Here is an 18,371-nt window from a genome sequence, read left to right on the forward strand (position 1 = left end):
AATGTCTACCCCAGCCGGATTGCCGCCGATTTTCGCCGCGGTGCCTGTGGCGATCGCTCCATCACATCGGGTCGCAGAGTTTCCACCCGGCACATTCCTGGAAAGCATTGCGGTCAGCGCCGATGGCACGTTGTTCGTCAGCAGCCATCTGGATGGCAAGGTGCTTCGGATGGGCGCCGATGGTGTGCCCGTGGTGCATGCGGCCATCGCCGGCAAGGCCACGGGACTGGCCCTGACCCCTGCGGGCGACTTGTTGCTGACAGCCTGGGATGCTGACGGCCTTCCCACCCTCTACACGATCTCCCCCCAGGGCGTTGTGGCGGTACTGGTGAGCCTGCCCGATGCCATCTTCCTGAATGGATTGACACCCCTCTCGCCATCCACCTATCTGATTGCCGACTCCTATCGCGGTGCCATCTGGCACTTGAATCTGGCGGATCAGTCGGTCGGCTTGTGGCTGGAGCATCCTCTGTTGGCGCGCCGTTCCGAGGACAGGGAGTTTCCGGCGGTCAACGGACTCAAGATCTTTGGGCAGATGCTCTACGCATCCAATACGGAAAGAATGCAGCTGATCAGGATACCGATTCAGCCCAATGGGGAACCTGGTGAACCCGAGATCGTTGTCGAACCCGTCAATCTCGATGACTTTGCCTTTGACCGGGAGGGGAATCTCTATGGCACCACCCACATCTACAACAGTGTGGTCAGGATCACGCCCGATGGCCGGATCACCACCATCGCCGAGGCCGAACAGGGGATGGCCGGGAGCACGGCGCTGGCCTTTGGCGCCGGAGCGGACGATCGCACCAGCCTTTACGTCGTCACCAACGGAGGCCTGTCGTTCCCATTGTCGTCGGGACTGGAAACTGCCAAGGTTGTGCGCCTGCATATTGGCATCGCCGGGCACCATCTCCTGTCGCCATGAGCGCTCCTGAACGCCTGGATTCTGATCCACCAACGACGGTGGATGTGCTGCAACGGATCAAACCGGGATGCGAAGCGGCCTTCGAAGCGGTTCTTGCTGAGCTGATTGAAGCGGCCATGGCCTGTGAGGGGCACCTGGGCGTCAACGTGTTCCGCCCATCCGATCCGGACCATCCGGAGTACCGCATTGTGTTCAAGTTCGACCGCATCAGCAGGCTCAAGCAATGGGAAGCGTCTCCGATTCGCCAACGCCTGTTGAACCGCGCCCGTCAGTTCACGGAGGGCCCTGGCCAGTACGCGACGCTCACCGGCCTGGAAACCTGGTTCACCCTGCCCCATCGGCCTGGCCTGCCTGCCCCGCCTCGCCACAAGATGATGGTGATCTCTGGAATCACGATCTATGTGCTGATCAATCTGATCAATGTCATCCTGGTGCCGCTGATCGGCCCTCTCCCCGTCTTGTTGCGGACGTTGGTGGTGACGGTGGTGATGGTTGCCGTCATGACCTACGTCGCCATGCCCCGCATGACGAAACTCTTCAGGGGCTGGCTGTATCCAGCCAGGCGGATGTAATGACGCTGTTCATGGAGACGAGGCTCCACGGAGCAGGCCTGTCCAGGTTGTACAGCTTCCGTCAGCCCTCCGGCCGGCTTGCCTCTGCTGAGTGGCGTGATGTCTTGCGACGAATCCGTTGGTTCAGAATCGCCGCTTAGGATCGCCAGGCGGATCCATGGAGCGTGCGGATGGTGCCCCCGAACACGATCTCCCGCAACACGATCTGCCTCTGGTACGACGGCACCGCCCTGGAGGCGGCCACGTTCTACGCCGAAACTTTCCCGGACAGTGCGGTGGGAGAGATCTTCCGGGCGCCGGCCGATTATCCCTCGGGCCAGCAGGGTGATGTGCTGACGGTCCTGTTCACCGTCGCCGGCCTCTCCTGCCTGGGCCTCAATGGCGGCCCGGCGTTCAAGCACAGCGAGGCGTTCTCGTTCCAGATCGCCACGGACGATCAGGCTGAAACCGATCGGCTCTGGAACGCGATTGTTGGCAATGGCGGCGAGGAGAGCGCCTGCGGCTGGTGCAAAGACAAATGGGGACTGTCGTGGCAGATCACCCCGCGCGCCCTCACCGCTGCCATTGCCGATCCCGATCGGGCCGCGGCCCGGCGGGCCTTCGAGGCCATGATGCAGATGACCAGGATCGACATCGCGGCGATCGAGGCGGCCCGCCGCGGCTAGGGCCCAGCCGTGCGCCGCCCCCGCCGTCAGATCCTGCGCGCAGCCACAGCGGTGGTGGTGGGCCTCGCGGCTGTGGCCGTTGCCGTCCTGCTTCCGGATCAGCCGCGCTATCTCGTTCTTCAGCTGGCCTTGGCCGGCGCGGGTTGGCTCGGCCTCCTCATCGGCACGCTGACCTTCCTGTGGGCCAGGGCCGCCTGCGCGGCGGAACGGGCCCTGCTCCAGGGCCGGGAGGTCATCGGCCGCTGGCACATCGACCCCGACCTCTGGCAGCAGTTCGTCGCCCTGAATCGCAGCTTCAGCAGCAACCAGATCGCGGTGCCCTCCAGGATCCCCGCCCGGGGTCTCCGGGTGATCGTCAGTCCCACCGCCCTGCTGGTCGGCGATCAGGTGGAGTTGTTCAACCGCACCGCCGTGGTGGATGGCCGCGTGCGCCACTGGGGCGGCGACTGGACGGTGACCCAGGCGAGCCTGGGGGGCGATCACCCCTGCTGCCTCTACCTCTACGCCGGGATCCGGGGCGACGGCGGCGCCCCCTCCTGCAACAACCTGATCGTGCCCGTCCCCACCACCGCCCTTCCCGAAGCGATCCGGGTGCGCGATCACTTCCTTGCTTGTATTCAGCTGCAGAGCGACGCCAGCCAGCGCCCATGACCCGCCAGCCGATCGTGATTCTCGGGGGTTTCCTGATCAGCCCCGAGGCCTATGCCCCGATGGTGGCGCGGCTGGAGCAGCTCAGCGGCCAGCCGGTGCGGCTGGTGCCGGTGGGCAAGCCCGAGTGGCTGCTCACCGTGTTCGCCTTCGCCTGGGCCGGGATCCTCGATCGGGTGCAGGCCACCGCGGCGGAGCTGGCCCGCCAGTCCCCCACGGGCAAGGTGACGCTGATCGGCCACAGCTCCGGCGGCATCATGCTGCGGCTGTTCCTGGATGACGCGCCGTTCCAGGGGCGCCGCTACGACGGCAAAGCCCTGGCGGACAACCTGTTGATGCTGGGCAGCCCCCACACCGCCCTCAAGGCCACGGTGCTGCGCCGGATGGTGGCGGAGCGGCTGCCCGGTTCCCCCTTCGCCGATCGGGTGCGCTACGTCTCGGTGGCCGGCGACCTGGACCTGCAGGCGGCCTCCCCCATGGCCCGGCGCCTGGCCCCCACCGCCTACCGCAACAGCACTGGTGACGCCGATGACCGGGGCGACGGCCTGGTGCCGGTGGCCTCGGCCCTGCTGGAAGGCTCCACCCCCGTGGTGCTGCCGGGGGTGGCCCATGGCGGTGCCTTCGGCCCCTCCTGGTACGGCAGCCCCACGGTGGTGGAGCGCTGGTGGAGCGCCGGCTTCAGCGCCTCTGGGCGTTCCCCCGGGTCGTCGCCTGCTGGCGCAGCTCACTGACCACGCCGCTGCGCTTGAGGGCGCTGATGGCCTGGTCGATGCGGTCGGCGGTGGCCACCGGCAAGGTCGGCGCGTAGGCGAACGCCTGGGATTCGGGCCGGACCCCCTCCAGCGCCAGGCTGGGCAGGAAGCCCTTGGCATCCTCCTGGAGCAGCAGGTAGCTGAGCTGCAGGTTGTCCCCCAGCAGGGCGTCGACCCTGCGCTCGGCCAGCAGTTCGCCCCCCTCGCTGATGCTCTTCAGCGGCACGATCGTGGCCTTGGGGCCGGGGCTGGAGGCGTTGAGTTCCTTCAGCAGCGACTCGCTGACGGTGCCGCTGCGCACCCCCACCCGCAGGCCGCGCAGATCGGCCGGAGAGCGGATCGCGCCGCTGGCCGTGTCCTGGATCTCCCCGGCCACATTGACGGTGAGATAGCCCACCAGCAGCGACGCCGAGACGATCCGCACCAGGTAGGCCAGGATCACGATCCCGTTGCCGCGGGTGGTGGTCACGATCGTGTTGCTGCCCGGCCCGGTGGCCAGCACCTGGAACACCTTGCTGCAGTGGCGCAGGGAGTTGCGCCGGCCGGCCGTCGCGGGATGGTGCCGGACCTCGAGGCGCAGGGTGAGCCAGGTGAGCGCCGCGATCGCCAGCAGGTAGCCGCCCAGCAGCTGCAGCAGGGTCGGCGTCAGCAGGGCGGCAAGGAAGGAGCGCCCCAGATCCAGACGGCTCTTCACCACCATCACCGCCAGGCCGTCCTCCTGGAAGGGGAGGCTGAAGCGGTAGCGCTTCAGGCGGTCCGGCGAGACGTTGATGCAGCCCACCGCCACATCCACCTTGCCCTCGCGGCTGGCCTCCAGCATCTGCCGCACCGAGGGCCACTGGGAGACGACGTAGGGGATCTCCTCGAGCGTGGCCACCCGGTTCCACAGATCGACGCCCAGCCCCCGCCAGACCCCCGCCTCCCGGTAGCTGCAGGGCGGCGAGCCATCCACCAGGCCCACCCGCAGCACCGGTGCCGCTGCCGCCGCACCCGGCAGGCCCAGGGCCAGGCAGAGGGCCAGGGCCCAGCTGAGGCGTTTCATCAGGGCGCCAGCCTGGCCTTGTGCAGCCGGCTCTTCTCGTACCAGTCGGCGAATTCCGGCACCCACTGCTGCAGGTGGGGCCACATCAGGTCGCAGAGTTCGCGGATCTCCTGCTGGGCATCGAGCTTGGCCCGCAGGTCGAGGAAGTGCAGGAACGCCCGCAGGGTGAAGCTCACCACGAAGTGCTGGCGGTAGTCGAAGGGCAGGATGCCGCGCGCATGCTCCTCGGCGTAGCCGGCATCGAGCAGGTCGCGGTAGCGCTCCGCCGCCGCCCGGCAGAGCTCCAGATCAATGGCCCGCTGCCCTTCGTCGTAGAGGTACTTCTTGCCCTGGCGGTCGCTGTAGGGCCCCACCGGCCGCAGGTAGAACACCTCCTCCAGGTCGAGCTCGCCGTTGGCGGCCCGGCGGATGCGGTCGCCCGTGTAGCGCATCGACTGCACGTCGAAGCTCACCCCCACCCGGTGGGTGCGGGCCTGCTGCATCACCGAATGGGGAAACCAGCCCACGTTGAGCACGATCTGGGCGTGCTCCAGGGGGCCGTAGTGGCCCCGCTCGCCGGCCAGCAGCCGCTTGACGCAGATCTCCCCGGCCTTGCGCTCGTCGGGCCAGTCGGGACGGTCGGCGGCCACGAAGCCCTCGCTGTAGTCCTGGTGCATCCCGGCGTAGACGCACTGCTGCGGGTTCGGCGTGGCGGCGATCAGCTCGACCCGGAAGCGGGGATCCATGGGCAGGGTGCGGGGGGAAGGGAGGTGGCGGGATCAGCCGTGGCTGCGGGGGCCGGCCTGGGGGGTGGGCAAGGTGGCCGCTGGCGCGGCACCCTCGGTCCCGGCCGCTTCCGGCAGGCTGCTCACCGCCCCCACGCCCGCCAGCAGGGGCAGGGGCGTGCCGTCGACAAGGGCGGTGGTGAGGGCGTCGAGCTCGGCGCCGCTGCGGGCGCCGAGCGAGCGACCCACGGGGGCGCCGGCGGCGTCGAAGAACTCCAGCTGGGGGATGCCGTTGACGTCGTAGCGCTCCAGCTCCGGCTGCCAGCGGGGATTGTCGACATTGAGCAGCACCACATCCATCCGGCCGTGCTGCTGGCGCTCGATCCGCTCCATCGCCGGCGCCATCGAGCGGCAGGCCTCGCACCAGTCGGCGTAGAACTCCACCAGGGTGGGCCGGCCGTCGGCCAGGGCCACGTTGAACTCGGGCGACTGGCGGGCGAGGCGCTCCAAGGGCGCTTTCGGATGCAGGCCGCCCCGCAGCCACACCATCAGCACCACCAGCACGGCCGCCACGGCCGCCAGCACCATGCGCTCGGTGCGGCCGAGGGTGGAGGGGGGGGAACTGCCCGACGGGGCCATGGGCGGCGGCGACACGGAACGGCGCCCACTCTGGCAGCGTCGACCCTCCCACCGGGCACCTGCGGGCGGGGGCTGGCTCCGGACATCGTTGCTAGCGTCAGCTTTCCCGGCCTGGAGCGGTGAAACGGCGCCTCACTCTCCATTTCCCCTCCGAGGCGGTGCACCAGCCGATCACCTACCGCCTCGCGGTCGATTTCGACATCGCCGCCAAGATCCTGCGGGCCCAGATCGCCCCCAACCAGAGCGGCACCATGGTGGTGGAGCTCTCCGGCGACATCGACGAGCTCGATGCGGCCGAAGACTGGCTGGAGAGCCAGGGGCTGGGGCTCAACCGCGCCCCCGGTGAGATCCGCATCGATCCGGAGCGCTGCGTCGACTGCGGCATCTGCTCCAGTGTCTGCCCCAGCGGCGCTCTCCACTACACACCGGTGACCCAGCGGCTCCACTTCGAGGCCTCCCGCTGCCTGGTGTGCGAGCAGTGCATCCCCAGCTGCCCGCTGGAGGCCATCACCCTGGTGCTGCAGCCATGAAGGAGATCTTCCGGCTCATGCTGCTGCCGCTGCAGGCGCCCATGCTGCTGGTGCTGATGGGGGTGAGCACCTACCAGGGCATGCACTGGAGCCATGCCCTCGAAAACGGCGGTTCCCAGATGCAGGAACTCACCACCCTGATCTGGTCAGCGGAGTGCCTGCAGGCGATGTTGATCGTGTTCGTCTGCACCATGCCCGACCTGGTGATCCGGCAGCTGTCGATCGTGATGGCCGCCAGCCGGGTGGTGAGCCTGGTGGTCACCCTGCTGCTGGTCACCGTCGGTGGCCTCTACCTGCTGCACCTCAACGTGCTGGCCAACGTGCTGATCATGGGCTCGGCGGTGCTGCTGGCCCGGCTCGATCTGCTGCGGGTGCGGGTGGTGCCGCCGCCGCTGGTGCTGGCCGGGGTGCTCACCCTGCTGGTGCTCGGCGGCGCCAACTTCGGCCGCCTGCTGGTGCGCTGATTCAGCAGCCCGGTTCGCTGCCCTGCTGGTAGCTCCAGACGTTGCCCAGCACCTTCTTCACGTACAGGCGGGTTTCGGGGTAGGGGATCGCCTCCACCCACAGTTCCGGGTCGCTGCGCAGCTGGGGGTTCACCCAGCCGGCCACGGCGCCGGGCCCGGCGTTGTAGCTGGCCACCGCCAGCAGCGGGTCGCCGTCCCACTGGCGCAGCATTTTCGCCAGGTACCGGCTGCCGAGGCTGGCGTTGCCGGCCGGGTCCTCCAGCACCGACTCCGGCACCGGCCCACCGGCCAGCTCGGCGGCGGTCTCCGGCATCAGCTGCATCAGGCCCGTGGCCCCCACCGGTGAGCGCACCGCCGGGGTGAAGCGCGACTCCTGCTTGGCCACCCCCAGCAGCAGCTCCATCGGCAGCCCGCCCTGGTTGGCAGCCGCCCGGAAGGCCGCCTCGAAACGCAGCGGATGCAGGCTGCGCTCCAGCTCGCGCTCCAGGGCGCACTGGTTGCCGTCCAGCTTCAGGCTGGCCTGCTCCAGCAGGCCGAAGCCGGTCCAGTCATCGCCGACCCCCTGGCGCAGCCGCCCCTCGAGCAGCAGCTCCCGGCTGCCCTCCGGGGCGCGGCGCCCGCGGCGGTGGCGCCAGGTCTCCCAGGCCTCGGTGCGCTGGTCCAGTCGCCAGAGCCGATCGAGGGTCGCGTCGCCGCTGGCCAGGGGCCGCCAGCCGCTGCCCCCTCCCGGGCCGTCGGCACCGGCCGGCAGGTGGGGACCGGCGCTCAACTGCAGATCCCCCTGGCCCAGGCGCACCGCAGCACGCCAGCCGTAGTAACCGCCGGGATGGCGGCGCAGCAGCGCCTCCCAGGTGGCCCGGGCGGCGGCGCTGTCCCCGAGCTGCTGCTGCACGAAGCCGATCCAGAAGCTCTGGCGGGCGGCCAGGGGCGGCGGCAGTTGGTCGGTCGGGATGGCCTCCAGCAGGGCCAGGGCCGCCCGCCAGCGGCCGGCGAGCAGCCGCTCCCGCACGAGATCCCACTGCAGCGTGCGGCTGGCGGGGTCGAGGGGCCAGCGGCGCAGCAGGTCGAGGGCGGCGGCGTCGGTGGCGGGGTGGGGGCCGTCCCCCTTGGGCTCGGCCTCCAGGATCCGCCGGGCCAGCACCGGGGCACTGTCGCGCCAGCGGGGCGGCAGCCGGGCCAGGGAGGCGGCGGCGGCGGGGCTGCCCTGCTGGGCCAGCAGGCGCACGGCCGCCTCGGCCTCGGGCGTGGTGGGGGCGCTGCGGACCAGATCCAGCAGCAGTCGCTCCGCCTGGCCCTGCTGCTGCCCGTTCCCCGCCAGCAGGGCCCGGCCCAGGCTCAGCCGGCCGCTGGCCCCCAGGCCGTTGAGTGTGGGACCCAGGCAGCGCAGGGCCCCTTCGGCATCGCCCAGCTCGGCCAGGCCTTCCGCCAGTTGCCCCCGCTGCTGGGCGCTCAGGTCCGGGCGGTCCTCCTTGCAGACCTGCCGCAGGCGGGCCTCGGCGCCGGGCCAGCGGGCGCCCCAGCGGGCCAGGTGCAGGGCGCCGCGGCGGCGTTCGGCCGCTTCCGGGCCGGCGGCGAGGGCGGCGGCCAGAGCCGCTGGGTGGGCCGGGAAGCGCTGCAGCAGCTGCCGGCGTTTGGCCGGATCGTCGCCGCCGAGGGCATAGAGGGCATCGGCGCTGGCCGGATCGCCGGGGAAGCGCCGCTGCAGCTGGCGCCAGAGGGCCAGGGCTGTGTCGGGGCGTCCCAGGGCCGCGGCGGCCAGGGCGTCCTGCTTCAGCACCAGGGCGGCCAGGGGATCGGGACCCCAGCCCTGGCCCCGCAGCCACTGGCGCTGCTCCTGGGGATCCTTGCTGCGGGCCGCCAGCAGCAGGCTGGCCTCCCGGCGCCGCCAGGGATCGGCATCCCAGTGCTGCAGCCACTCCAGCCGGTCGGTGGCGGTGGCCGGGGTGGGCGCCGGCTGGCGCGCCAGCAGGGCCCGGCCCCCCACCAGTGCCAGGCCGGTGCCCAGGCAGGAGAGGGACAGCAGCAGCGGGAGTCGGGCCAATGGCCGGGGGACGGCGTCCGGGGCATTCTGGGCATCCGCCTGCGCCGCCCCCGGTGCGACTGCCCTCCCTCCCCGCCCTGTCGCCCCTGTTCGACCGCCTGCCCGGGGCGGGCCAGCGCCGCCGCGCCGTGGTGGTGAGCGCGGTGGCCCTGCTCGCCCTGCTGCTGCGGCCCCTCTGGCCCGTCCGGCTGCTGCCGGGCTGGTGCCTGGGCCTGCTGCTGCTCTGGGCCACCGCCGAACTGCTGCGCTGGCGCTGGTGGCCGCCCCGCTGGCGTTGAGCCCCTCCTGGCACGGCACGTAGCCTGCTCGCCAGTGATGGCAGCGGCATGGGAGAAGCGGCTTCGCATCCGGCGGGGTTCCCCCTCGGGGCCCCCCTGGCCGAGGGAGTGGCCCGCTTCGGCACCGACGGCATCCGCGGCCGCGTCGGCACCAGCGTCACCCCCGCCCTGGCCCTGCAGGTGGGCTACTGGACCGGCGTGGTGCTCCAGGCCGACGGGCCGGTGGTGATCGGCACCGACTCGCGCCGCAGCGGGCCGATGCTGGTGGCGGCCCTCAGCGCCGGCCTGATGGCCGCCGGCCGCGAGGTGTGGCAGCTGGGGCTGTGCCCCACCCCGGCCGTGCCGGGCACGATCCGGCGCCAGGGGGCCGCCGGCGGCCTGATGGTCTCGGCCAGCCACAACCCCCCCCACGACAACGGCATCAAGGTGTTCGGCGCCACCGGAGCCAAGCTCGTGGCCGCGCGCCAGCAGGCGATCGAAGCCGGACTCCAGGGCCGCACCGCCCTGCCGCCGCTGGCGGGCAGCGGCCGGGAAGTGCTTCGGCCCGACCTGCTGGCGGCCTATGTGGAGTCTCTGCGGGCCAGCACCGGCGGCCAGAGCCTCGATGGCGCTCGTGTGGTGCTCGACCTCTGCTGGGGTTCGGCGACCGCCTGCGGCGAGGAGCTGTTCCGCTCCCTGGGGGCGGAGGTGCTGGTGCTGCACGGCGAGCCGGATGGCGAGCGCATCAACCAGGGCTGCGGCAGCACCCACCTGGAGCCCCTGAAGCGGGCGGTGCTGGAGAGCGGCGCCGACATGGGCTTCGCCTTCGACGGCGACGCCGACCGGATGCTGGCGGTGGACGGCCGCGGCCGGGTGGTGGACGGTGACCACACCCTCTATCTGTGGGGCTCCGCCCTGCGCCGCGAGGGCCAGCTGCCCGACGACCGCCTGGTGGCGACGGTGATGTCGAACCTGGGTTTCGAGCGGGCCTGGCAGGCCAGCGGCGGGGTGCTGGAGCGCACCGACGTGGGCGATCAGCACGTGCACGCCGCCATGGAGGCCCTGGGGGCTGGCCTGGGGGGCGAGCAGTCGGGGCACATCCTCTCGGCGCGCCACGGCATGAGCGGCGACGGCCTGCTCACCGCCCTGCAGGTGGCCACCCTGATCCACGGCGGCGGCCTGAAGCTGGCCGAGTGGATGGACGGCAGCTTCCAGCCCTACCCCCAGCGGCTGGTGAACGTGACCGTGCCCGACCGGCAGCGGCGCCAGCAGTGGCAGGAGTGCGAACCACTGCGGCGGGCGGTGGCCGAGGCGGAGGCGGCCATGGAGGGCCACGGCCGGGTGCTGGTGCGGGCCAGCGGCACCGAACCGCTGCTGCGGGTGATGGTGGAGGCGGCCGAGCAGAGCCAGGTCGACCACTGGAGTGAGAGCCTGGCGGCCGCCGCCGAGGAGCACCTCAACCGGGCCTGAGGTCGCCTCAGTGCCTCGTCACACCACGCCGTTGGCGCGGAACCATGCCCGCATCTGCTTCCAGCCGGCGGCCGCGGCGGCCTGGCGGTAGGTGGGGCGGTAGTCGGCGTGGAAGCCGTGGGGCACGCCAGGGAACACCTCGATGCGGCTGGGGCTGCCGGCCGCCTTGAGGGCCGCCTGCATCCGCTCCACCGACGCCATCGGAATGCCGTCGTCCTCGCCGGCATAGAGCCCCAGCACCGGGGCCTTGAGTTTGGGAATCACGTCAATCGGATAGAGGGGCTGGAGATCGTTGGCCGTGCCCACCAGCCGCCCGTACCAGGCCACCCCGGCCTTGAGCTTCGGGTTGTGGGCGGCATAGAGCCAGGTGATCCGTCCGCCCCAGCAGAAGCCGGTGATGCCGAGCCGTGCCACGTCCCCTTCACCGCTGGCGGCCACCCAGGCGGCGGTGGCATCCAGATCAGCCATCACCTGGGCATCGGGCACCGTCGCCACCAGCGGCAGGATCGAGGGGATGTCCGGCAGCACGGTCACATCGCCCTGGCGATCGAACAGGCTCGGGGCGATGGCCAGGTAGCCCAGCTGGGCCAGGCGCTTGCAGACGTCCTGGATGTAGGCATGGATGCCGAAGATCTCCTGCACCACCAGCACCACCGGGAAGCCCGAACCCTTGGCGGGGCGGGCCCGATAGGCCCGCACGGCGCCACCCGCCGCCGGCACCGACACCCAGCCGGCCGTCAGCCCCTGGGTGGAAGTGGTGACGGTGGACGCCGCCACCGGCCGCACCGCCAGGGCGAAGCCGGCGGCCGCACCTCCCAGCAACAGCTGGCGGCGGCCGAGGCGGAGATCCGTGCCGGGAAGAGAAGAGAACGGGGCCATGGCAAAGGGCCCGATCGGGCTGGTACGTAAAGGCGATCCTAGGAACGGGATCCTTCAGGGCTTGCCCTGGTGCTGCGGCCAGCCCTGCAGCCGCTGCACCAGCCGCCCCAGCAGCTCCCGCCGGGCCGGACCCTGCTGGCCCGCCTCGGTGATCAGCAGGGCCTTCACCTGCAGGTCGTCCTCGGTCATCGCGTCGATGCCCAGCAGGCGGGGGGGCTCCAGCAGCTTCGGGGCCCAGCGTGGATCGGCACCGAAGGCGGCCAGTTCCTCGGCGATCAGGGCCATGGCGCCCGCCAGATCGGTGAGGCTGCGCGAGAGCAGCACCGTCACCTCCGCCCCCGAGCGCAGCTTGGTGTGGTTCACCACCTGCTCGCAGTGGCTGTTGGGCACCACCACCACCCGTTGATCGGCGCAGCGCAGTTCCGTGCTCAGCACCCCCACATCCACCACCTCGCCGGAGCGACCACCGATCTCCACCACATCGCCGATGGCGTAGCGGTCGTCGAGCAGCAGCACCAGCCCGGCGACGAAATCCCGCAGCAACCCCTGGAACACCAGCGCCAGGGCGCCGAGCACGGCCCCACTGGCCAGGACGGCATTGCTGGAGAGATCCCGCAACACGGGGATCCCGAGCACCGTCCAGATCGCGAACAGCAGCAGGCAGACCAGGTTCACCAGCCGGCCCAGCACCCGCAGCAGGCTGAGGTAGCGCTGCCGGCGTCGGGCCCGGTGGTCGGGGTTCACGGCCAGATGGCTGGCCCACTGGGTCAGCAGCAGCCCCACCAGGCCCCGCACCACCACGGCCACGGCCGCCAGCGACAGCGCTTTCATCAGCACCACCAGGGGCTGCAGCAGCACATCGATGGCCGCCGGGATCTGGCCGGGCCAGGCCAGCAGCAGCACGGCGCCCATCGCCACCCCCAGCAGCAGCACCAACGCCGTCAGCAGCCGGCTGACGGTGTGGGTGAGCTGGAGCAGCAGGCGATCGAAGCGTCCCGACCCCTCGGCGACGCGCCGTTGCAGGCGGGGCAGCGACCGCTGGCTGAAGCGCCACAACACCACCGCCAGGGCCATCAGCAGGGCCAGTCCGGCCAGGGACACCAGGGCGGTCCGCAGGCGTCTGTCGAGCTGCTCCTGTCCGAACACGCCGCGGGCGCTGCGCAGGCGGCGTTCCAGCAGACCGCGCCACCGTTCGGCCAGGGCATCGGCGGGCAGGCCGTTGAACGCGGCGTCCTGCTCGGTGACCGTGAGCAGGGGGAAGGGGCTGGCGCGGCCCGGCACCAGCGCCTCCAGCCGCTGCCCTCCACCGGGCTCCCGCAGCACCACCACCCGCAGGGCCTCCGGTGGCCCCTGCAGCCCCAGATGGTTGGGGTCACAGGCGGCCTTGGTCCCCTCGACGCTGAGGTGATCCAGCAGCGCCTCACCGAGCCGTTCCCCCGGCGTGCAGGGATTGCTGGGTTCGTAGAGCTGGCTCAGGTTGCCCTCGATCACCCGGGCCCGCTCGGCGGCCTCCGGCCCGCTGTCGCTGCCGGAACCCACCGCCGATGAGGCCACGGTGATGACGGGCACCCCCAGGATCCGCACCGTGCCGAGGCGGAAGCTGCCGGAGTTGCCCGTATCAACCGCGGCGGGGGCCTCCGCGGCGGCTGTCGCTGCGGCCGTGGGGTGGGGCTGGAGCACCGCCAGGCCGATGGACAGCGCCAGGCCCAGGGCCATCAGCAGGGCCATCGCCCGCCGGACCAGCGGGCCCTGGCGGGGGGAGTGCAACGGTTGCAGGGCTCGGGTCATCGGGGTGGCGTCGGCTGCAATCCCCCCAGACTCTGGCAAGAGCGCCCGCATCACCGATGCCGATGCCCGGGGGCTGCCGCGCTGATCCCGGGAAGGGCCGGCAATCCGTCGCCCGGCGGGTGAGTTTGCCGTCATCCCCGCCGATGAATGAGGGGCAGATTGAAACCACTTAGCTGCCCACGTCCATGGCACGCCTCGCAACCAACGTCAGGCAATGGCTGGCACGGCGCCTGCGGGCGGCGGCCGCCGCACTGTGGCAGGAGCCATCCCCGCCCCCGCTGGCCGTCAGCAGCCCGCCCCTGGCCCCTGCGCCGGTGCGCCCGCCCGCTCCTCCGGCCCCACCGGTCGATCGGGACGCCGCCCTCTGCCCCGGGGTGCGGGAGCCCCTGTCGGTGGAGACCGCCGTGCTCAGCCGGGACATGACCGTGCTCAAGCGGGAAGCCGCCGATTCCCTGGCGGCCCTGGGTGCCGCCCATGCCCTGATCAGCTCCGCCCGGCTGGCCCAGGTGCAGGAACTGCGCCCCCGGGTGATCGAAGGCCAGGCGTCGGGGGAGTCCCTGATGGCCCTCGCCGCCGAGTACCAGGGCTGGCAGGGCGACCAGGTGCGCATCTTTGACGCCCTGGCGCTGGTGATGCGCATGGGGGTGCCCAAGGGTCTGGTGCTCGACCAGCTGGATCCTGGCCTGCAGGAGCAGGCCCGCTCCCACCTTGAGGCGCTCTCGGTGGAGTATCAGCGCCGCCTGCTGGCGGAACAGTTCCACACCTCCGCCTGAGGCCGGCCAGCCGGCACCCGGGCCTGCCTCAGGCGGTGACACCCACCCGCAGGCTCGAGCCCCGCTCGCCCGCGATCACCTCGATGCCGCCGCGGATGCGCTCCCGCAGGGCGCCGACGTGGCTGATCAGGCCGATCAGCCGGCCCCCCTCCCGCAGGCGGTCGAGTTCGTCCATGGCCAGCTGCAGGTTGTCGGGGTCGAGGCTGCCGAAGCCCTCGTCGATGAACAGGGCCTCCAGGGGCACGCCACCGGCGTGGGCCTGCACCGTGTCGGCCACCCCCAGGGCCAGGGCCAGGGAGGCCTGGAAGGTTTCGCCGCCGGAGAGGCTGCTCACCTCCCGCTCCTCGCCGGTGTAGGCATCCAGCACCCGCAGACCCAGGCCGGCGTTGCGGCCGCCGTGGCCGCCCTCGTCGGTGAGCCGCAGCTGGTAGCGGCCGGAGGTCATCAGGGTGAGCCGCTGGTTGGCGTAGCCGCAGATGTCGGCGAGGTAGGCCGAGAGCACCCAGCGCTGCAGGGAGATGTAGGGGGCCGCCTTGCCCTGGCAGCGGTTGGCCACGGCGCTGAGCCGCTCGGCCTTTTCCTGCTTTTCCGCCAGGGCGGTGGCGCCGGCCCGGTGCTCCGCGGTGAGGCGGGTGATCTCCCGCTGGGCGGCCCGGGCTTCGCTGTGGCGCTCCACCGCCCGGGTGCGGACCGCATCGGCGCGGGTCACGGCCTCGCCGGCGGCGACGGTGTCGGGGCGCTGCTCCGGCAGATCGGCCAGATCGGGTGCGGCCAGGAGGTTGCGCTGCTCGATCACCGCCGCCTCGTAGGCCGCGATCCGCTCGACCAGCTTCAGGCGCCAGCTCTCCTCCTGCAAGGCCGCCGCGGCGTCCGCCGCCGTGGCGAACGCTGAGGCGGCCAGCTCCTGGCCCAGTCGCCGGGCCGCCTGCTCCAGCTCGCTGCTGGCGCGGGTGTGGGCGCCGGCCCCGGCCACCAGGGCCTTGAGGGCGGCCTCCAGGGGCCCGAAGGCCCGCAGCACCGTACCGGGCTCCAGCCCCTCCCCCAGCTCCCGGACCACCTGCTCAGCCAGGGTCCGCTGCCGCTGGCTGGCCTCGCCGGCGGCCCGGCGATCCAGGGCGATGGCCGTGGCGGCCGCCTCGATGGCCTTGGCCAGCTGCTGGCGTTGCTGCTCCCGATCGGCGGTGCGCTGCTCCAGCGCCGGCAGACCGTCGGCCAGGGCCTGGGCCGCCAGCTGGGCCGCAGCGGCGCTGCCGGCGGCCTGGCGGGCGGCGAGCGGATCGGCGCCGTCGCCCGCCTTCTCCAGCACGGCGGCGAGGGCGGCCTGGGCGTTGGCCAGGGCCACCGCAGACGCCTGTGCTGCCTGGTTGGCCGCAGCCAGGGTCCGTTCGGCGGCGGCGATCGCCCCGTCATCGACCGCGTCGGCCGAGGGCCGGGCCGGTGCCGGGTGGTCGGTGGCACCGCAGACCGGGCAGGGGGCTCCGGCGGCCAGACCCCCGGCCAGCCGGGCGGCCATGCCCTCGATCTGGCGCCGCCGCAGCTCGTTGAGGCCGGCGGCCGCCGTGTTGACCTGGCGATCGGCCCCGTTCCTGGCGACCTCGGCCGCGTGCTGTCGCTCCCGGGCCGGGGCGATGGCTTCGGCGGCCACGGCACGGCCTTCGGCCTCCCGGGCGGCCCGCTGCAGGCCCTCGAGCTGGTCGCGGGCGCTGCGGGCCTGGCTGAGCAGGGCCAGTTCCCGCTCCTGCTCCGCCGCCAGGAGCCCCTGCTGGGTGACGGCCGTGGCCCGCCCGGCCTCGACCTCGCCGGCCCGCTGGCTGGCGGCGGCCGCCGCCCCCCCGGCCTGGGCGGCCTCCTCGGCCTTCTTCGCCAGCTCCCGCACCTCGGCCCCCCGGGCGGCCAGGTCGGCACCGGCCGACGCGAGGGCTTCGGCGGACGGCAAGGCCACCAGATCCAGCCCCAGCACCGTCGGCGGCAGCGCCTGGGCGACGTCCCTGGCCTGGCGTGCGGCGCGCAGCTGCTCCTGCAGCCCCTGCTCCACCAGGGCGAGGGACTGGCGGGCCCCCTGCTCGGCCCCCAGGCTGGAGCGCAGGCGTTCGGCCTGCTCCGCCAGGGCGAGCTTCTGGCGATACGCCTCCACCGTCTCCTTTTTGGCCTCCAGCTCGCCCAGCAGGGTGGTGGCGGCGGCGCGCCGGTCGAACCGGTCCGCCTGCGCCGCCAGGGCCGCCTGGCTTGCCTGGGCCTCCTGCAGGCTGGCGGAGGCCGACCGCAGGGCGGCCTCGGTGCCCTGCACCACCGCGGCGATGTCCGCCACCAGCGCTTCCAGGCCCCCCTGGTCGGCGGGTGGTGGTGGCGGCTCGGTCCCCTCCGGCGGCTCGGGGGCGTGGGGGCCCCAGGCGTCGGCCGCCCGGCGCCGCAGCACCTCCTGCTCCCGGGCCTGCTCCAGCGCCAGGTTCTTCGCCTCCCGGGCCCGGTCCTCCAGCCACCAGCCGGCCCGCTCGTAGATCACCGTGTCGAAGAGTGTCTTGAGCAGGGCTTCGCGCTCCTCGGCCTTCGCCCGCAGCACCTCGGCGAAGCGCCCCTGGGGCAGCAGGATCACCTGGCGGAACTGGGCAGCGCTGAGCCCCACCAGGCCTTCCACCTCCCGGGTCACCTCGGTGGTCTTGGCGGCGATGGGCTGCTCCGGTGCCCCGGCGTCCAGGCGGAACAGGACCGCCTGGGGCGGCTTCTCGGTGGTGCCCTGGCCCCGGGCCTTCGGTGCTGTGTGGGCAGGGGTGCGCTCCACCCGGTAGCGGGCGGTGCCGCAGGAGAACTCCAGGCTCACCCGGGGCACGGCGCCGGGGGCGGCGTGGTCGGAGCGCAGCCCCTTGACGCTGCGGTCGCCCGACACCTCGCCGTAGAGGGCGAAGCAGAGGGCATCGAGCAGGAAGGTCTTGCCGGCGCCGGTGGTGCCGTGGATCAGGAACAGCCCCTCGGCGGCCAGCTCGTCGAAGTCGATCGCCACCGGATCGGCATAGGGCCCGAAGGCCTCGATCGCCAGCCGGTGCGGCTTCACCGCTCCCCTCCCCGCTCCGCCGCCGCCAGGGCCGCCCGCAGCAGCTCGGCCTCCGGCTCGCCGGGGGGCTGGCCCTGCTGGTCGCTGAAGAAGGCGGTGGCCAGCTCCAGCGGCGAGCGGGCCTGGCGCACCTGGCGGTGGCGCTCGGCCTCGCCGGCCCGGGCCACCTCGGGGGGCTCGTGGCGCAGCTCAGCGATGTGGGGAAAGCGGGCCCGCAGCCGGGCCATGGCCTGCAGGGGCAGGGTGTCGTCGGTGAGGATCGCCCGCACCCGCGCCTCGCTGGCGGCGGCGTGGGCAGGGTCTGAGCAGAGCTCCTCGATAGGCCCACGGAGGGTGCACAGGCGCCGGCCCACCCCCAGGGGCACCACCTCCACCCTGGGCGTGCCGTCGGCGGCCAGCTCCACGATCCGCACCGACTTGACCTGCCGCTCCTCGGAGAAGGAATAGGCCAGCGGAGTGCCTGAATAGGCCACCCGGGGGCCGTCCAGCTGTTGGGAGCAGTGCAGGTGCCCGAGGGCCACGTAATCGAAGCCCTCGAAGGCGGCCACGCTCACCCGGTCGACGTTGCCGATGGTGAGCTCCCGCTCCGATTCCGACGTCTCGCCGCCCGCCACGAAGGTGTGGGCCACCAGCACCGAACGGTGCGCTGGCCGTTCGCGCCGATCGGCGTGGATCCGCTCGATGGCGAGACGGGTCACCTCCTCGTGGCGCAGGCGCACCGGTGCCCCGGCCAGGACGGGCCCGACCACCGCCGGCTCCAGGTAGGGCAGGGGATAGATGGCCACCGGCGTGCCGCCGTCGCGGGGTGTCACCAGCACCGGCTCGGTTGCCCGGCCCACGTCGCCCCGCACCGTCACCCCGAAGGCCGACAGCAGCGGGTCGTACACCGACACCCGCACATGGGAATCGTGGTTGCCGGCGATGGCCACCACGGCGGTGCCATTGCGGCTCAGCCGGGCCAGGGCCTTGTTGAACAGCTCCACTGCCTCGGCCGGCGGGATGGCCCGGTCGTAGAGGTCGCCGGCGATCAGCACCGCATCGACGGCGTGCTCCTTGGCCAGTTCGGCGATCCGCTCGATCGCCGCCGCCTGCTCCTCCAGCAGCGAGGCACCGTGAAAACTGCGGCCCAGGTGCCAGTCGGAGGTGTGCAGCAGGCGCATCGCGACAGGCTAG

18 protein-coding genes are annotated in these 18,371 nt (G+C 72.4%); 10 read left to right on the top strand and 8 right to left on the bottom strand.

The window, feature by feature from the left end:
- Window positions 1-19 precede the first annotated feature (19 nt).
- From KUG38_RS08170 to KUG38_RS08190, 5 genes are all read left to right on the top strand, one after another.
- Window positions 20-925 (top strand): SMP-30/gluconolactonase/LRE family protein, encoded by a 906-nt coding sequence (locus tag KUG38_RS08170; protein ID WP_286195786.1) that lies wholly within the window; start codon window positions 20-22, stop codon window positions 923-925.
- Window positions 922-1,497, top strand: a complete 576-nt coding sequence (locus KUG38_RS08175; protein ID WP_216920526.1) for an antibiotic biosynthesis monooxygenase — start codon at window positions 922-924, stop codon at window positions 1,495-1,497. The genes KUG38_RS08170 and KUG38_RS08175 overlap by 4 nt, the downstream gene beginning before the upstream one ends.
- 170 nt (window positions 1,498-1,667) lie before the next feature.
- Window positions 1,668-2,162, top strand: coding sequence for a VOC family protein (locus KUG38_RS08180; RefSeq protein WP_216920529.1), 495 nt, complete (start codon window positions 1,668-1,670; stop codon window positions 2,160-2,162).
- Window positions 2,163-2,171: 9 nt separating this feature from the next.
- Entirely contained in the window at window positions 2,172-2,813 is a 642-nt protein-coding gene (locus tag KUG38_RS08185) for a hypothetical protein (RefSeq protein WP_216920531.1), read from the top strand.
- Complete coding sequence (locus KUG38_RS08190) at window positions 2,810-3,541, top strand: esterase/lipase family protein (protein ID WP_216920533.1); 732 nt, start codon at window positions 2,810-2,812, stop codon at window positions 3,539-3,541. Before KUG38_RS08185 ends, KUG38_RS08190 begins: the two co-directional genes overlap by 4 nt.
- On the opposite strand, the gene KUG38_RS08195 is transcribed toward KUG38_RS08190, so the two are convergent.
- The 3 genes from KUG38_RS08195 to KUG38_RS08205 are packed head-to-tail and all read right to left on the bottom strand — an operon-like array spanning window position 3,489 to window position 5,947.
- Window positions 3,489-4,604, bottom strand: a complete 1,116-nt coding sequence (locus KUG38_RS08195) for a substrate-binding periplasmic protein (RefSeq protein ID WP_216920534.1) — start codon at window positions 4,602-4,604, stop codon at window positions 3,489-3,491. The two genes, KUG38_RS08190 and KUG38_RS08195, sit on opposite strands and share 53 nt — an antisense overlap.
- Window positions 4,604-5,329 carry an FAD-dependent thymidylate synthase gene (gene thyX / locus KUG38_RS08200; RefSeq protein ID WP_216920535.1) on the bottom strand — a complete coding sequence of 242 codons (726 nt, stop codon included), beginning with the start codon at window positions 5,327-5,329 and terminating at the stop codon, window positions 4,604-4,606. Before thyX ends, KUG38_RS08195 begins: the two co-directional genes overlap by 1 nt.
- A 33-nt stretch (window positions 5,330-5,362) precedes the next feature.
- Window positions 5,363-5,947 (bottom strand): thioredoxin domain-containing protein, encoded by a 585-nt coding sequence (locus KUG38_RS08205; protein WP_216920536.1) that lies wholly within the window; start codon window positions 5,945-5,947, stop codon window positions 5,363-5,365.
- Between the two features lie 119 nt (window positions 5,948-6,066).
- On the opposite strand from KUG38_RS08205, the gene KUG38_RS08210 reads away from it, so the two are divergent.
- Both KUG38_RS08210 and KUG38_RS08215 read left to right on the top strand, forming a co-directional pair.
- Complete coding sequence (locus tag KUG38_RS08210) at window positions 6,067-6,477, top strand: NIL domain-containing protein (protein WP_094584454.1); 411 nt, start codon at window positions 6,067-6,069, stop codon at window positions 6,475-6,477.
- A complete protein-coding gene (locus tag KUG38_RS08215) occupies window positions 6,474-6,941 on the top strand; it encodes a hypothetical protein (RefSeq protein WP_216920537.1) in 468 nt (155 codons plus the stop codon). The genes KUG38_RS08210 and KUG38_RS08215 overlap by 4 nt, the downstream gene beginning before the upstream one ends.
- Window position 6,942: 1 nt before the next feature.
- On the opposite strand, the gene KUG38_RS08220 is transcribed toward KUG38_RS08215, so the two are convergent.
- On the bottom strand, window positions 6,943-8,982 hold the full coding sequence (locus KUG38_RS08220; RefSeq protein ID WP_216920538.1) for a lytic transglycosylase domain-containing protein: 2,040 nt from the start codon (window positions 8,980-8,982) through the stop codon (window positions 6,943-6,945).
- A gap of 53 nt (window positions 8,983-9,035) precedes the next feature.
- On the opposite strand from KUG38_RS08220, the gene KUG38_RS08225 reads away from it, so the two are divergent.
- A complete protein-coding gene (locus KUG38_RS08225; RefSeq protein ID WP_216920539.1) occupies window positions 9,036-9,260 on the top strand; it encodes a hypothetical protein in 225 nt (74 codons plus the stop codon).
- A 48-nt stretch (window positions 9,261-9,308) separates the two neighbouring features.
- Window positions 9,309-10,709, top strand: coding sequence for a phosphoglucosamine mutase (gene glmM / locus KUG38_RS08230; RefSeq protein WP_216920540.1), 1,401 nt, complete (start codon window positions 9,309-9,311; stop codon window positions 10,707-10,709).
- Between the two features lie 18 nt (window positions 10,710-10,727).
- Here the strand turns inward: glmM and KUG38_RS08235 are convergent, their stop codons facing one another.
- Window positions 10,728-11,588: a dienelactone hydrolase family protein gene (locus KUG38_RS08235; RefSeq protein ID WP_216920541.1), complete on the bottom strand. Its 861-nt coding sequence runs from the start codon at window positions 11,586-11,588 to the stop codon at window positions 10,728-10,730.
- A 54-nt stretch (window positions 11,589-11,642) separates the two neighbouring features.
- Entirely contained in the window at window positions 11,643-13,376 is a 1,734-nt protein-coding gene (locus tag KUG38_RS08240; protein ID WP_216920543.1) for a mechanosensitive ion channel family protein, read from the bottom strand.
- A 185-nt stretch (window positions 13,377-13,561) separates the two neighbouring features.
- On the opposite strand from KUG38_RS08240, the gene KUG38_RS08245 reads away from it, so the two are divergent.
- Entirely contained in the window at window positions 13,562-14,149 is a 588-nt protein-coding gene (locus KUG38_RS08245; RefSeq protein ID WP_216920545.1) for a hypothetical protein, read from the top strand.
- A gap of 28 nt (window positions 14,150-14,177) precedes the next feature.
- Here KUG38_RS08245 and KUG38_RS08250 read toward each other — a convergent pair whose 3' ends face one another.
- Both KUG38_RS08250 and KUG38_RS08255 read right to left on the bottom strand, forming a co-directional pair.
- Entirely contained in the window at window positions 14,178-17,198 is a 3,021-nt protein-coding gene (locus tag KUG38_RS08250) for an AAA family ATPase (protein WP_216920546.1), read from the bottom strand.
- A complete protein-coding gene (locus tag KUG38_RS08255) occupies window positions 17,195-18,358 on the bottom strand; it encodes an exonuclease SbcCD subunit D (RefSeq protein WP_216920548.1) in 1,164 nt (387 codons plus the stop codon). The genes KUG38_RS08250 and KUG38_RS08255 overlap by 4 nt, the downstream gene beginning before the upstream one ends.
- Between the last annotated feature and the right edge of the window lie 13 nt (window positions 18,359-18,371).

This window comes from Synechococcus sp. CCAP 1479/9 (assembly GCF_019038535.1).
GTDB lineage: Bacteria > Cyanobacteriota > Cyanobacteriia > PCC-6307 > Cyanobiaceae > Cyanobium.

What these genes read in the sequence shown, in the direction of transcription:
- KUG38_RS08175 (WP_216920526.1), top strand. Translation starts at nt 922, where the DNA reads ATGAGCGCTCCTGAACGCCTGGATTCTGATCCACCAACGACGGTGGAT.
- KUG38_RS08180 (WP_216920529.1), top strand. Translation starts at nt 1,668, where the DNA reads ATGGTGCCCCCGAACACGATCTCCCGCAACACGATCTGCCTCTGGTAC.
- KUG38_RS08190 (WP_216920533.1), top strand. Translation starts at nt 2,810, where the DNA reads ATGACCCGCCAGCCGATCGTGATTCTCGGGGGTTTCCTGATCAGCCCC.
- KUG38_RS08195 (WP_216920534.1), bottom strand. Translation starts at nt 4,604, where the DNA reads ATGAAACGCCTCAGCTGGGCCCTGGCCCTCTGCCTGGCCCTGGGCCTG.
- thyX (WP_216920535.1), bottom strand. Translation starts at nt 5,329, where the DNA reads ATGGATCCCCGCTTCCGGGTCGAGCTGATCGCCGCCACGCCGAACCCG.
- KUG38_RS08205 (WP_216920536.1), bottom strand. Translation starts at nt 5,947, where the DNA reads ATGGCCCCGTCGGGCAGTTCCCCCCCCTCCACCCTCGGCCGCACCGAG.
- KUG38_RS08215 (WP_216920537.1), top strand. Translation starts at nt 6,474, where the DNA reads ATGAAGGAGATCTTCCGGCTCATGCTGCTGCCGCTGCAGGCGCCCATG.
- glmM (WP_216920540.1), top strand. Translation starts at nt 9,309, where the DNA reads ATGGGAGAAGCGGCTTCGCATCCGGCGGGGTTCCCCCTCGGGGCCCCC.
- KUG38_RS08235 (WP_216920541.1), bottom strand. Translation starts at nt 11,588, where the DNA reads ATGGCCCCGTTCTCTTCTCTTCCCGGCACGGATCTCCGCCTCGGCCGC.
- KUG38_RS08240 (WP_216920543.1), bottom strand. Translation starts at nt 13,376, where the DNA reads ATGACCCGAGCCCTGCAACCGTTGCACTCCCCCCGCCAGGGCCCGCTG.
- KUG38_RS08245 (WP_216920545.1), top strand. Translation starts at nt 13,562, where the DNA reads ATGGCACGCCTCGCAACCAACGTCAGGCAATGGCTGGCACGGCGCCTG.
- KUG38_RS08255 (WP_216920548.1), bottom strand. Translation starts at nt 18,358, where the DNA reads ATGCGCCTGCTGCACACCTCCGACTGGCACCTGGGCCGCAGTTTTCAC.